The sequence below is a fragment of the Seonamhaeicola sp. ABD4_340 genome (assembly GCF_056312135.1).
In genome coordinates, this window is record NZ_CM149981.1 from 3559880 (window position 1) to 3574513 (window position 14634).

Genomic DNA, 14634 nt, shown 5'->3' on the forward strand with positions numbered 1-14634 from the left:
ATTTTGATTAATCAAAAAACAGTATGCAGTTTAAACACCCCGAACTTCTTTACGCTTTATTTTTACTGCTAATTCCAATTATTGTTCATTTATTTCAATTACGCAAGTTTAAAAGAGAAGCCTTTACAAATGTGGCTTTTTTAAAAGAAATAAAACAAAACTCGCGTAAAAGTTCTCAAATAAAAAAATGGCTTATATTAGCCACAAGGCTTTTACTTTTAGCAACTATTATTATTGCTTTTGCACAACCTTTTACAGCAAAAAACAATACGTTTAAAACCGAAAAAGAAACCGTTATTTATATTGATAATTCTTTTAGCATGCAAGCCAAAGGTAGCAAAGGCGAACTTTTAAAGCGTGCATTACAAGATATAGCTAGTAACTTACCTGAAAACAACAAGGTATCAATATTAACCAATAACAGCCTTTTTAAAAACACCACATTAAAAGCCATAAAAAATGATGTTTTACAAATAGATTATACGGCTAATAAACTTACTTTACAAGCCGTTTTACTTAAAAGTAAAACACTTTTTAGCAAACAAAAAAACACGCAAAAAAACCTTGTTGTAATTTCAGATTTCCAAGAAAACAATTCTAATTTAACTCCAGAAATTGACACATTAACCAACATACATTTGGTACAATTAAAACCCGTTAACACCAATAATATTGCTATAGATAGTGCTTATGTTGCTTCACAAAGTTTGGCCAACACACAACTAACGGTACTTTTAAAAAATAGTGGTAAACCTGTTAAAAATGTACCTGTTTCAATATTTAACAATACACGTTTAATTGCAAAAACATCGGTTGATATTAATAAAGAAGCCACCACAACGTTTTCTTTACCAAACACTAAAAATATAAACGGTAAAATAACTATTAATGATGCTAGTTTAAGGTTTGATAACAGTTTGTTTTTTAACATTAACAACAACCATAAAATAAACGTTTTAGCTATTAATAATGAAGATGATGATTATTTAAAACGCTTGTTTTCAAAAGATGAATTTAATTTAACATCGGTAAAAGCTAATGCGTTATCATATAACATAATTGACACTCAAAATCTTATAATTTTAAACGAACTTAACAACATACCAAATGCTCTAACATCGGCTTTAAATCATTTTACAAGTCAAGGTGGTATTGTTCTGTTAATTCCTTCAATAACTAGTAATTTACAATCTTACAATGCTTTTTTAAGTAACAGAAACATATCATTTAGCGCCTTAAATACTTCAGAAAAAAGTGTTACAACCATTAATTATGCACACCCAATTTACAACAACGGTGTTTTTGAAAAGCAGGTTAGTAATTTTCAATACCCCAAAGTGCAAAGTTTTTTTGAATTAACCTTAAATAACGCAAGTTCTGTTTTAAGTTTTGAAGACGGCAAACCACTTTTACTTCAAAATAAAAACACCTTTATTTTTACAGCCGCTTTAAACACAAAAAACTCAAATTTTAAAAGCTGGAATGTTATTGTGCCAACCTTTTACAATATTGCAAAACAAAGCTTTAAAGCACCAAAACTTTATTATTCAATAGGGAAAAATAATAGTTTTGAAATTGAAACTCAACTGCAACAAGATGATATTTTAACACTAGAATATGAAACCATTAGCCTTATACCAAGGCAAAAATATTTTAACAACAAAGTAGAAATAAACACTCAAGAAATGCCAAATGTATCGGGTGTTTACGCAGTTAAAAACAAGAATTCAATTGTTAGTAATGTTAGCTATAATTATGATAATTCTGAAAGTGATTTAACCTATAAAAATTTAGAAAACATAAAAAATGTAACTGTAAGCAATTCAATAACCAATGTTTTTAATACATTAAAAAGTGACGCCAAAGTTAATGCCTTATGGAAATGGTTTGTTATTTTTGCATTAGTATTACTCATTATTGAAATGCTCATCTTAAAATATTTTAAATGAACATACTTATAAAATCTGCCACTATAATTGATTCAAAAAGCGAATTTCACAACGCAAAACAAGATATTTTAATTGAAAACGGCACGATTTTAAAAATTGCCAAAAGCATAAAAAACCCAAATAATTACCCTGAAATTACGCATGATAATTTGCATGTATCTCAGGGTTGGTTTGATAGTAGTGTATCTTTTGGTGAACCTGGTTTTGAAGAACGCGAAACCATTGAAAACGGACTTAAAGTTGCTGCGGCATCAGGCTTTACAACTATTGCTTTAAATGCAAATACCAAACCGGTGTTAGATTCAAATTCTAATATTACCTTCATAAAAACTAAAACTGCTAATAACGCTGTAAGCGTATTACCAATTGGCGCCTTAACAGTTGGTGGAAAGGGCGAAGATTTAGCCGAATTATATGATATGACCACTGCTGGTGCTGTTTCGTTTTATGATTACAAAAAACCTATTAGTAACCCAAACCTCATGAAAATTGCATTACAATATGCTGCAAATTTTAATGGTTTGGTGCAATCATTTCCGCAAGAAAATAAAGTGGTTGGCAAAGGCGTTGTTAATGAACATATAACCAGCACAAAATTAGGCTTAAAAGGTATTCCGGCTTTAGCCGAAGAACTGCAAGTGGCACGCGATTTATTTTTATTAGAATACACGGGTGGCAAATTACATATTCCAACCATTTCAACAGCAAAATCTGTAGCACTTATAAAAGAAGCGAAAAAGAAAAAGTTAGATGTAACGTGTAGTGTAGCCATTCATAATTTATATTTTACTGATGACGTTTTAACAAGCTTTGACTCTAATTATAAAGTATTGCCGCCATTACGAACACAAACCGATATTGATGCCTTAATTGAAGGTATTAAAGATGGCACCATAGATATGGTAACCACAGACCACATGCCTATTGATATTGAAGAGAAAAAAGTAGAATTTGATCACGCTGCATACGGAACTATAGGTTTAGAAAGTGCTTTTGGTGCCTTACAAACTATTTTTAAAACCCAAAAAACCGTTGATATTTTAACCAAAGGCAAACAACGTTTTGGGGCTACATCAACCGCAATTAATGTTGGTGAACAAGCTAACATAACACTTTTTAATCCAGAAGGAGAATTCACATTTAGTAAAAACCATATAACATCAAAATCTAAAAACAGTATGTTTTTAGAAACAAGTTTAAAAGGAAATGTTTACGGTATAATTGCAAACAAACAAATTGTATTAAACAATTAATAATGAATCAACAAGATATTGAACGCGGTAAAAAAAACGCCATAATAAGTTATATCACTATTTTTGGAGTTATCATTGCTTATTTTTTAAATAACGAAACAGACAAAAAAAGTGAATTTGCTAGTTTTCATATAAGACAATCTTTAGGGTTATGGCTTACATTTTGGGCATTGGGTTATATTATTGGTAGTTTTGATAGTTGGCTAGTTACCGCTAGTTTTTACTTATTTTTTGCAGTGCTTTTTATTTATGGTTTTTCTATGGCTATTTCTAAAAAAGCAACCGAAGTACCACTTGTTGGTAAATTATACCAAAAAATATTTTCAAATTTTGCAAGATAAACTATGAGTCAATCGCTTTCACTTCAACATATTACAAAACCATCAAGTTTAAAAGAAAACGCACCTTTATTAATTATGCTACATGGTTATGGTAGTGATGAGAACGATTTGTTTTCGTTCGCTTCAGAATTACCAGATGAACTTTTTATAATTTCAGTAAGAGCGCCCTACCCTATGCAGCCATTTGGTAATGCGTGGTACGCTATTAATTTTGATGCCGAAAAAGGCAAATGGAACGACCAACAAGAAGCCGAGGCTTCAAGAGATTTAATTGCAAAATTTATTGATGAAGCAACAGCTCATTATCCTGTAAACAAAAATAATGTAACGCTATTAGGGTTTAGCCAAGGTTGTATTTTAAGTTGTGCAGTAGCCTTAAACTACCCAGAAAAAATTAAAAATATTGTGGGCCTTAGCGGTTATATATATCATGATATTTTACCCGATAATTTACGAGAAAAAGACTATTCAAGTTTAGACTTTTACTGCTCTCATGGTAGTGTAGACCAGGTAATTCCGGTAGATTGGGCAAGACAAACTCCCGTTTTCTTTAAAAGTTTAAATATTAAACATAATTATTCTGAATTTCCGGTAGGACATGGCGTGGCACCGCAAAATTTTTATGAGTTTAAAACTTGGTTGTCTAATCGTATTTAATTTTTTCATACAAAAGTAATCCCCCATTATTTATTATACTATTGAACATTTGTTCTACTGAAACACCTATAAAACATAAGGTTGTTCAGGTTTTGTCAAGTTTTTTTCGTTACTAAATATCCAACAGATTTTAATTTTACAAACTAAAATTGAAATCAAAATTTAAAATGAAAAAAACCACTAAACTAATTATTGTATTATTTTCAATATTCCTTTTTATTGCATGCGGTTGTTCTAATAGCAATGGAGAACCTGTAGAAGAAGAACAGCAAGAAGAAACACCTAAAGATCCTGAACCTGAGGAAGAGGAAGAACAAACAAATCAAACATTTGCAGATATTGAAGTTCCTGCTAACCCTGGAGACGGCATGATTTGGGAATTTCAAGAAGACTTATCTGATGATTTTGAATATGAATATGCTGGAGAAAACAAGTTAGCCACTTTTGGCAATGGAAAATGGACTAACTTTTATCATAATTCATGGAATGGTCCAGGGCCAACAATTTGGCGCTATGAAAATGTTACTGCCTCTGGTGGCAATTTAAGATTGATTACAAGCAGAGAACCCGGTGAAATGAAAACTTACAGCGGTTCTACCGGTAATATTACAGATAAAGCAACACGATTAGGTTGTATTACATCAACAAAACGCGTAAAATACCCTGTATTTGTTGAAGCGCGCGTAAAAGTAGCTAATGCCTTTTTTGCTTCTGATATTTGGATGCTAAGTCAAGATGACACACAAGAAATTGATATTTTAGAAGCCTATGGCGCTCAAAACCCTAGAAATGAACAAACATGGTTTTCAGAACGTTTTCACATAAGCCATCATGTATTTATTAGAAATCCGTTTCAAGATTACCAACCCAAAGACTCAAGTACGTGGCAAAAAATTGATGGCTACCCATACACCTCTAGTGATTGGGTTAGAATTGGTGTTTATTGGAAATCGCCTACTTACCTTGAATACTACATTAACGGCAAACTTATAAAAGTTATGGATAATTTAGATACCGCTAACGGTAAAGACGGTATAGATCCGCTTAATTACACCTCGCCTACCGGAAATGCTGCCGATAGAACTGGTTTAAGTAAAGAAATGGATATCATTATTAATGCCGAAGTACAAAATTGGAATGCCGAAAAAGGCAGAATGCCAACAGATGAAGAAATAGAAAACAACAAAGAAGACCACACATTAAAAGTAGATTGGATTCGTGTTTTTAAACCTGTGGCCCAATAATAAATAAACTGAAACAAATTAAACGGTTTATTTACTAAATTAGGTGTTTAAAAAACAAAACCATGAAACTATTAACATACGTATTATTTTTAGCAACTATTTTATCATCTTGCAAAAACGCAACCAAACAACCACAGGATAATTTATCAAAACAAACAGAGCAATCTGCACCTAAAAAAAATGAAAGCGTTATTGAAGTAGCACAATTTAAAGGTCAACAAGTAACAGGCGTAACGGTATCAAATACTGGTGCTATTTTTGTTAATTTCCCAAGATGGCGAGAAAACATCACCACTTCTGTAGCACAAATAACCGGTGAAAATAAAGTAGCTAGTTTCCCTAATGAAGATTGGAACTCATGGAAAATGAACAACCCTTTATCAAAAAACAAGTTTGTTTGCGTACAATCTGTAGTGGCTTTTAAAGAGCATTTGTATGTATTAGATACAAGAAACCCATTATTTAAAGGCGTATTAGATGCTCCTAAAATTTTTGTTTTCAACCTAAAAACAAACACTCTTACCAAAACATATACACTAAATAATAATGCTTATTTTAAAGATTCTTATATTAATGATTTAAGAATAGACCAAAAGCATAACAGCATATATTGCACAGATTCTGGTCATGCAGGTTTGGTTGTAATAAATTTAGAAACTGGCCTTTCTAAACGTATACTTAATGAACACACATCAACTACTGCCGAAGTTGACCACTTAACTATTAATGGCAAAAAATGGAATAGAACTGTGCATGCCGACGGAATAGCTTTAGATGCAAAAAACAACAAACTATATTTCCATGCACTTTCTGGCTACAGTTTATATGCCATTAACACCAATATTATTCACACTGAAAATGCTTTTGAAGTTGAAAAAAATATCATATTTGAAGGTAAAACAGCTGCTCCAGACGGAATGATTTTTGATTTTAACGGTAATTTATTTTTTGCTGATTTAGAAAATAATAAAATAATGTATCGTAAACCAAACGGCGACATTAAAACACTAATTGCTGGTAATAATGTTAAATGGGCAGATACCTTTAGCATATACAATGGTTATTTATACTACACAAACTCTAGAATTAATGAGGTTGAAGGTGATATTAGTAATATGATATTTACACTTAATAAAATTAAAATATAACAATTTAATATTTTAATTTAAGCTTTTACATAACATTCTTATGTTCATATTATTCTGAAAGTTTTCAACGCATTAAAGGTTACTTAGTATTTAACGTTATAAAAATGATTACTGAAAAACCATATACTATTCGTGTAGATTTTGATGTTATTAATGAAATAAGATTACCTGTTAAAAGAGACTAAAAACTTTTTAAAACCATAAATGAAAAAATCCAGTTACTTAAAATTTAGTAACTGGATTTTTTTATTAAATCAAATTGAATACCTATTATCTACTCATTTATTACAAGCCTAAAACCTTCACCATGTATGTTAAGTATTTCTACTTTTTCATCTTGTTTTAGGTATTTACGTAATTTGGCAATGTACACATCCATACTACGTGATGTAAAGTAATTATCATCTCTCCAAATTTTTGTAAGCGCTAATTCTCGCGGCATTAAATCATTTTCATGTAACGCTAATAAACGTAAAAGCTCATTTTCTTTAGGAGATAGTTTTACTGGCTCACCACCATTAAAACGTAAAAAACGAAGTTTTGAGTTTAAATCAAACTTTCCAATTTTAAACTCAAATTGTTTACTATCAGATATTGATTCTGTAGCCTTACGTTGTATAATAGCTTTAATTTTCATTAAAAGCACCTCGCTATCAAAAGGCTTATTTAAATAATCATCGGCACCTACTTTATAACCTTTTAAAACATCTTCTTTCATGGTTTTAGCGGTTAAGAATATGATAGGCACGTCGGCATTTTTTTCTCTAATTTCTTTAGCCAATGTAAAGCCGTCTTTGTAGGGCATCATTACGTCTAGGATGCATAAATCAAAGTCGTCTTTTTTGAACTTTTCAAAACCTTCCATTCCATTTTTGGCGTGGGTTACTTCATAATCATTCATCATTAAATAATCTTTTAGTACGGTTCCAAAATTAGGGTCGTCTTCAACTAATAAGATTCGTTTTTTTAGTTCTTCCATATTTTTTATGATATTAACGGAAGCTTTATTGTAAATGTGCTTCCTTTTCCTTTTTCACTTTCTACTGAAACATAGCCTTGGTGGTCTTCAACTATACGTTTAACGTAGGCTAAACCTAAACCATGTCCTTTTACATTATGTATGTTGCCTGTGCTTTCTCTATAAAATTTTTCAAACACATGTTTTACTGCTGTTTTACTCATACCACTACCATGATCGGTTATTTTTAAGAGCACATTGTTTCCAATATTTTCTGTGTAAACCTCTATTTCGGGCGCATTGGGTGAGTATTTTATTGCGTTATCTAAAATGTTAACTATAACGTTTGTAAAGTGCGTTTCATTGGCTAAAACCGATGTTTTATTGGCATTTAAAAATGGTTTTATATAGCCTTGTCTGTCTTCAACTATAAGTTCTACATGCGTAATGGCATCTTCAACTAAGTCGTGTAGTTTAACGCGTTCCTTACTTATGTTTAGTTCATTCTTTTCTAGTTTAGATATTCTTAATACGTTTTCAACTTGGGCGTGCATGCGTTTATTTTCTTCTTTTATCATAGATAAATAACGCTTCACTTTTTCTTTATCATCAATAATTGCAGGGTTTTTAATGGCATCTAAAGCTAAATTTATGGTTGCTATAGGTGTTTTAAACTCATGTGTCATGTTGTTAATAAAATCTGTTTTAATTTCAGATATTTTTCGTTGTTTAACTAACTGATACAAAGCACTTGAATATGCTACTATAATAATTGATGTGAATACTATTGATAGTAAAATCATGCCTATTATTGATGATAGAATGAAGCTTCTATCATTAGGGAAATTTACTAATAATTTGTATGGACTTTGATTGTTTTCATCATAAAGCACAGGTACTTTAAAGGTTGATGTGTTATCAAACTCAAAGTTTTCACTTTGTACTTTTGTTGCTAAATCATTGCTGTAAATGGCGTATTCAAAATCTATATCAATTTCGTCTCTTTTTAAAGCTTCAACTAATAATTTGTCAAGTTCTTTTTTAGAGACACGCTTATGTATTGGTGTTTTTTTTCGTATTTCTTTAAAACTTTTTTCAAAACTTAAGCGTTGTGCATCTTCAACAATGCCCGATGATATTATTTTAGTTACAGGGCTTTGGTTTATATCTTTATCAGATAATTCAATATTACTATAAACCTCGGCGCTAGAGCTGCCAATTATATTTTGTATTGTAAGGCTATCTAAACCAATGTCAAAGAGCGATGAAGATAATTTATAATTTTCTTCTAACACGTTGCTTCTGTAAATTAGCGTTTCTTTGGTGCTATTGTTTTGCTGATATATTAATAGCTGAGAAACGGCAACAGAATCGGTTTTATCTTCTTTAGGTAAGCTTTGGTATCTGTCATAATACTCAGCAATTTCAGTTTCCTCTAAGGTGTTTGAAACATAACTAAGCGCCCTTTGTACCTTGAATTTAAAACGTTCTTTTTCGTTTTTTACAGAGTCGTTAATAAAATAAGCTTGTACAAATATTATCCCAATTAAAGATAAACTCATTAAAAGTACCAGAAGGGAAAATATTTTTTTGCTCATCAAACCAAAATTAACATTTTAACATGTAGTACACTTATGTTTTAACCTTACATTAACAAAAATGTTAAAATGGTATGCTATTTATCTTTTAAAAGCAGTTGTTGGTGTATTTTTTCTACTTGCTTTTTTGTGTTTTTTAATGAGGTATTCTCAATTACAAAATCTGACAACTTAACTTTTTCATCATCAGGCAACTGGTTGTTCATTATAGCTTTTATTTTTTCTTTTGTAGTGTCATCACGTTTTAACAAACGCTCTATTCTAAGTTCTAATGGCGCCACAACTGTGATAACAAAATTGCATTGTTTGTGCCCTCCATTTTCAAATAAAATGGCTACTTCTTTAATTACATAGGTAGTATTTTGTTTAGCTATCCATTTTTTAAAATGCCTTGCTACCCTTGGGTGTATAATAGCATTCATTTGTTGTAAATAGCTTTTATCATTAAAAATAACACTGGCCAGATAAGGCTTATTTAAAGCGTTATTTACATACGCGTTTTCACCAAAAAGTTGTATTAATTTTCGTTTTATAACTTTTGATGTGTTCATTAGTTTTTTTGCCTCATCATCAGCAATATAAACCGGCACACCTAAACTTTTAAACTGTTTTGCAACGGTAGTTTTACCACTACCAATACCACCTGTAAGGCCTACAACTATCATTTTGTTATTATAAATTCTATTTGCTTGTTATTTATTTTAGCGCTTTTTACTGTGCTAGGAATACGTACTAATTCTGGCACTAAAAAGTTTTGATTTTCGGTTATTTTAGCATAATCGCAAACAACTTCAAAATCTGTTGTTGTTATGTTTTGAAAATTATTCAAACTCACATAATAGGCCACAGTTACTGCTTTTGGAAAAAATTTAACAGTAACACCTTTGGGCACATTAACAACATTAATTGGTACTTTTAAAGTGCCTTCAGTAAACTTTTCAACATTAGCTAATACCTGTATTTGTTTTGCAGATATGTTCAAATCTTTATGCTTTTGAGGTAAATGTAAAGCTATTTTAGTATCAATATCATCTCTTACATCATTTAAAACAAGCGGTTCTGTTTCTATATTATTTATTTTTGAAACCAGCACATCAGGCCCAATTACAACTACAGAATCTGGTTGTAATGCAATAGCGTTTAAAGTATTATAACCAACACTATAATTAATTGTAGCGTTTAAATTTACTGGTACTTTTTTTACCATATTAACATCAAATTTAAAAACTAATGTATCTGGGCTTATATTTAAAAGTTCAACTTGTTCATTAAACTGTGTGTTATTTATATAGGCCTTAGATTTATTGTACATATAGGTTTTGTTATGTTTAGTAACATCTTTACTAAAATCTATTTGCACTTTGGGCTTGTTAAAATAATAGTTTAACCACTTAAAACCGTGGGTTTTTAAAGTGATATGTAGTTGTACCGAGTCATTTAAAATAACATGCTCTTGGGGTACATTTATTTTTTCTATTTGAAATGAAATGGTGTTGGTATAATCTTTTGATAGTTTAGATACAATTAAAATAACAAACGAAAATAACAGAAATAAAAAGAACACATTATACCTTTTACTTTTAATAGATGCTGCTATTTTAGATTTTATTTTACCAATCATTTTGACAATGTAGTAAGATTAAACGTTTTATTAATTTTTAAAAAACAATTTAGGAAAACGTATTTCGGGTTGTTTTTTTAGCACACTAACTGCCCATGTAGATTTTAAAAACCCATAGCCATAACCTAAAAATTGTATACAAATGGCGGGTATTGCCAACACCGAAACCTCTAAACTTTTTGTTGTTGCCAATGCCACAAAAAAAGCTAACACAAAGTAAAATGCATACGCATATAACAAGGCGTTAAAATTGAATAAAATTAATAATAATGCCAATAAGAACCCTAAACAAAATACCGTAGGAAACCAATATGTTATTTTTTTTGTTGAAGGATGCCACGCATTTAAAATAGGCCTAACCATACCAAACTTATGTACTTGAATGTAAAATTTTTTCCAAGAAATACGACGTTTATGAAATACTTTAGCACCTGAAATAAGTTTGGTTTTGTAACCTAAATTCCAGAGGCGAATTGATAAATCTGGGTCTTCACCTGGATGAATACTCCCAAAACCTTTTGATGCTTGAAATGCTTGTTTTGAAATACCCATATTAAAACTTCTGGGTTGAAATTTGCCCACGCTATTTTTATTACCTCTGATACCACCAGTTGTTATTACCGATGTCATTGAAAAATTAATGGCCTTTTGTAAATTGGTAAATGATTGGTGTGCTGCATCTGGCCCGCCAAAACAATCTACATAATTTTTGTTTAAACTTTTTTCTACAGCATTTAAATAGTTTGGTGGCAAAATAACATCACTATCTAAAATAATAAAATAGTTGCCTTTGGCTTTTTGCATTCCAAAGTTTCTGGAGTCTCCAGGGCCAGAATTTGGTTTAAAATAATAAGCTATATTTAAAATGGTATTAAATTGCTCTACTATATTTTTTGACGTTATTGTTGAGCCATCTTCTACAATTACAATTTCAAAGGGTGTGTTAGTTTTTAAGTTTATAAAACTTTGAAGAAGCTCCAAGATTTCATCGGGCCTATTATAAACTGGTATTATAAATGAGAATTGTAATGCCATTATTTGTTTTACGTTGCTTTTGCGTTAGGGATTGAGGCTTTGTTGGAACTCTTTATATTTTGCTTTTTGGGTATACTATTTTACAAAATATAAAAGTGACTGCCGAAAGCCCGACCCTATGGGTAACGCCCAAATTGTTTATACACAAATGTAACAAAAAAGCCACCCAATAAAGGTGGCTTTTATAAGTATAATTTTATTTTTTTATTCTTCGTTCATAAACGTGCTCATTACAGCATCACTTACACCCATGTTGCTAAAACCACCATCATTATAAAGGTTTTGTAGCGTTACACGTTTTGTTAAATCACTAAATAGTGTTACGGTGTAGTTTGCACAATCTAGTGCGGTTGCGTTACCTAATGGCGACATTTTTTCGGCATATGAAATAAACCCATCAAAACCTTTTACACCGCTACCTGCTGTTGTTGGTGTTGGTGATTGTGAAATGGTGTTTACACGTACTTTTTTATCTCTTCCAAAGAAATACCCAAAGCTACGTGCTATACTTTCTAAATAGGCTTTATTATCGGCCATGTCATTATAATCTGGAAATACGCGTTGTGCGGCCATATAGGTTAATGCTACGATGCTTCCCCACTCATTCATAGCATCGGCTTTGTAAAGTGTTTGCATAACTTTGTGAAAAGACATGGCAGAAACATCGGTTCCTTTTTGTGTCCAAGCATAATTTTGGTCTGTGTAATGTTTTCCTTTACGTACGTTTATAGACATACCAATGGAGTGTAAAACGAAATCTATTTTACCGCCTAATATTTCCATTGATTGCTCAACAAGATTTTTTAAATCTTCTTCTGAAGTTGCATCGGCAGGAATAATTTGAGATCCTGTTTTTTCGGCTAATTCATTTATTTGTCCCATTCTCATGGCTACTGGTGCATTTGTTAATACAAATTGCCCGCCTTCTTCATGTACGCGTTCTGCAGTTTTCCAAGCAATTGAATTGGCATCTAATGCTCCAAAAATGATTCCCTTTTTTCCTTTTAATAAATTATGTGACATATCTCTTTGTTGGTTTATTCCTGTGTTTATGTTTTTGTTTCAATGTATGCAACTAATGCTAACAGTAGTTACTTTTTAAAGCTTCAAAAATAAGAAACTTATAATTTATTATTTAAAACTTATTGTTTTTTTAGTTTAGTAATTCTTTGGCGTGCGCTAAGGCTGATGATGACATATCTGTACCGCCTAACATTTGAGCTATTTCTACAACACGTTCATCATGGTTTAATTTTACCAAATTGGTTTGCGTTACATTATCTACATCTTGCTTATATACTTTATAATGCGAATGCCCTTTGGCTGCAATTTGCGGTAAATGTGTTATTGAAAACACCTGCATAGTTTTACTCATTTGCAGCATAATATCGCCCATTTTATTTGATATTTCGCCAGAAACACCGGTATCAATTTCATCAAACATAATGGTTGGTAATTGCATGTATTTTGATAAAATAGACTTTATTGCTAGCATTATTCTAGATAATTCTCCGCCCGATGCTGCTTTTTTTAACTCATTAAAACTACCACCTTTATTGGCTGAAAACAAGAACTGCAAATCATCTTTTCCATTGGGTAAAAAGGCACTTTGTAATTTTACCGCAATATTAAATTGTGCATTTGCCATACCTAAATCTGCCAACATGGTTTCTAGTTGCTTTTTCAATTCTGGAATGGCTAAACTTCTATTTTTATTAATAGTTTTTGCAAGTGTATTTAATACGTTTTCTTGAGTTTTTATAGCTTGTTGCTTTTTTTCAATAGTATCATCTAAATTTTGGGTAACAGCTACTTTTTCTTCTAAAGTTTCTTTAATTTTTATTAATTCTGAAACATCTTCGGCTACATGTTTTTGCATTAAATCATGTAGTTTTTTTAATTTGGCATCTACCTCTTCTAGCCTACTTGGGTTTGCATCTAAATTGTCTTGTAGTGTATTTACTTCTGAAAAGACATCATCTAATTCAATTAAACTACTGTTTACTCTATTGAATAAATCTTGGTATTTTGATGATAAGCCAGTTAACTTCTGAAAAGTGTTTTTTAAATTCGTTAAGGTTGGAATAGCCCCTAATTGCTCATCGGTTAATAATTGATATGCTTCAGATAATTTTTCTTTGATGCCTTCAATATTATTTAAGGTTTCAAACTCTTCTTCAAGCTCGGGTAATTCGCCTTCAACCAAATTAGCTTCTACTAATTCTTTTAACAAAAAAGTATTATAATCGTGCTCTTTTATTGCTTCTGCCTGAAAATTTAAAAGTTCATTTAACTCTTTTTGTAGTTTTTTATAAACCTTTAATTCGGTTTTATAATTGTGTAACGGTGTTTCGTTTTTTGCTAAAGCATCAATAATTTGAAATTGAAAGGCATCATCAGTTAATTGCAATGTTTGGTGCTGCGAGTGTATATCTAACAAACGCTCACCTAAAAGTTGTAAACTACTTAAATTAACTGGTGAATCATTAACAAAAGCGCGCGATTTTCCTGAAGGCAGAATTTCTCTACGTATAATGGTTAAAGGTTCATAATCAAAATCTTCGGCTTTGTAAAGTGCTTCTAATTTATAGTTGGCAACATTAAAAACAGCCTCTATAATACATTTTTTTGAGGCGTCTTTCAAACTACTTAAATCGGCACGTTTACCTAAAATTAAAGACAAGCCACCAAGTAAAATAGATTTTCCTGCACCAGTTTCACCTGTTATTATAGAAAAACCATTATTGAAATCTACTTTAAGATTATCAATTAATGCGTAATTTTTTATTGAAAGTGATGTTAGCATAAGTAATTAGTTGCAATTTTTAGT

Annotated in this window: 13 protein-coding genes; 6 read left to right on the forward strand and 7 right to left on the reverse strand. The window is 31.0% G+C overall.

The window, feature by feature from the left end; all coding sequences use genetic code 11:
- Positions 1–23: 23 nt before the first annotated feature.
- From ACYX4H_RS15480 to ACYX4H_RS15505, 6 genes are all read left to right on the forward strand, one after another.
- Complete coding sequence (locus ACYX4H_RS15480) at positions 24–1949, forward strand: BatA domain-containing protein (RefSeq protein WP_476237156.1); 1926 nt, start codon at positions 24–26, stop codon at positions 1947–1949.
- Positions 1946–3202: a dihydroorotase gene (locus ACYX4H_RS15485; RefSeq protein ID WP_476237157.1), complete on the forward strand. Its 1257-nt coding sequence runs from the start codon at positions 1946–1948 to the stop codon at positions 3200–3202. The genes ACYX4H_RS15480 and ACYX4H_RS15485 overlap by 4 nt, the downstream gene beginning before the upstream one ends.
- 2 nt (positions 3203–3204) lie before the next feature.
- A complete protein-coding gene (locus ACYX4H_RS15490; protein WP_475296715.1) occupies positions 3205–3543 on the forward strand; it encodes a hypothetical protein in 339 nt (112 codons plus the stop codon).
- 3 nt (positions 3544–3546) lie between these two features.
- A complete protein-coding gene (locus tag ACYX4H_RS15495) occupies positions 3547–4200 on the forward strand; it encodes an alpha/beta hydrolase (protein ID WP_476237158.1) in 654 nt (217 codons plus the stop codon).
- Between the two features lie 167 nt (positions 4201–4367).
- A complete protein-coding gene (locus ACYX4H_RS15500; protein WP_476237159.1) occupies positions 4368–5444 on the forward strand; it encodes a LamG domain-containing protein in 1077 nt (358 codons plus the stop codon).
- 62 nt (positions 5445–5506) lie between these two features.
- Positions 5507–6592 (forward strand): L-dopachrome tautomerase-related protein, encoded by a 1086-nt coding sequence (locus ACYX4H_RS15505; protein ID WP_476237160.1) that lies wholly within the window; start codon positions 5507–5509, stop codon positions 6590–6592.
- Positions 6593–6866: 274 nt separating this feature from the next.
- Here ACYX4H_RS15505 and ACYX4H_RS15510 read toward each other — a convergent pair whose 3' ends face one another.
- The 7 genes from ACYX4H_RS15510 to recN all read right to left on the reverse strand — a co-directional run bounded on the left by ACYX4H_RS15510 (position 6867) and on the right by recN (position 14610).
- The gene (locus tag ACYX4H_RS15510; RefSeq protein WP_475296723.1) at positions 6867–7571 is read right to left on the reverse strand and encodes a response regulator transcription factor; all 705 of its coding nucleotides are present in this window, start codon (positions 7569–7571) and stop codon (positions 6867–6869) included.
- A 5-nt stretch (positions 7572–7576) separates the two neighbouring features.
- Complete coding sequence (locus tag ACYX4H_RS15515; protein WP_476237162.1) at positions 7577–9112, reverse strand: sensor histidine kinase; 1536 nt, start codon at positions 9110–9112, stop codon at positions 7577–7579.
- 113 nt (positions 9113–9225) lie between these two features.
- On the reverse strand, positions 9226–9813 hold the full coding sequence (gene coaE / locus ACYX4H_RS15520; protein ID WP_476237163.1) for a dephospho-CoA kinase: 588 nt from the start codon (positions 9811–9813) through the stop codon (positions 9226–9228).
- Positions 9810–10769, reverse strand: a complete 960-nt coding sequence (locus tag ACYX4H_RS15525) for a YbbR-like domain-containing protein (RefSeq protein ID WP_476237164.1) — start codon at positions 10767–10769, stop codon at positions 9810–9812. The genes coaE and ACYX4H_RS15525 overlap by 4 nt, the downstream gene beginning before the upstream one ends.
- 30 nt (positions 10770–10799) lie before the next feature.
- Positions 10800–11804: a glycosyltransferase family 2 protein gene (locus ACYX4H_RS15530; protein ID WP_476237165.1), complete on the reverse strand. Its 1005-nt coding sequence runs from the start codon at positions 11802–11804 to the stop codon at positions 10800–10802.
- A 204-nt stretch (positions 11805–12008) separates the two neighbouring features.
- The gene (locus ACYX4H_RS15535) at positions 12009–12827 is read right to left on the reverse strand and encodes an enoyl-ACP reductase FabI (protein WP_475296728.1); all 819 of its coding nucleotides are present in this window, start codon (positions 12825–12827) and stop codon (positions 12009–12011) included.
- A gap of 130 nt (positions 12828–12957) precedes the next feature.
- Entirely contained in the window at positions 12958–14610 is a 1653-nt protein-coding gene (recN, locus tag ACYX4H_RS15540) for a DNA repair protein RecN (RefSeq protein WP_476237167.1), read from the reverse strand.
- Positions 14611–14634: the final 24 nt, after the last annotated feature.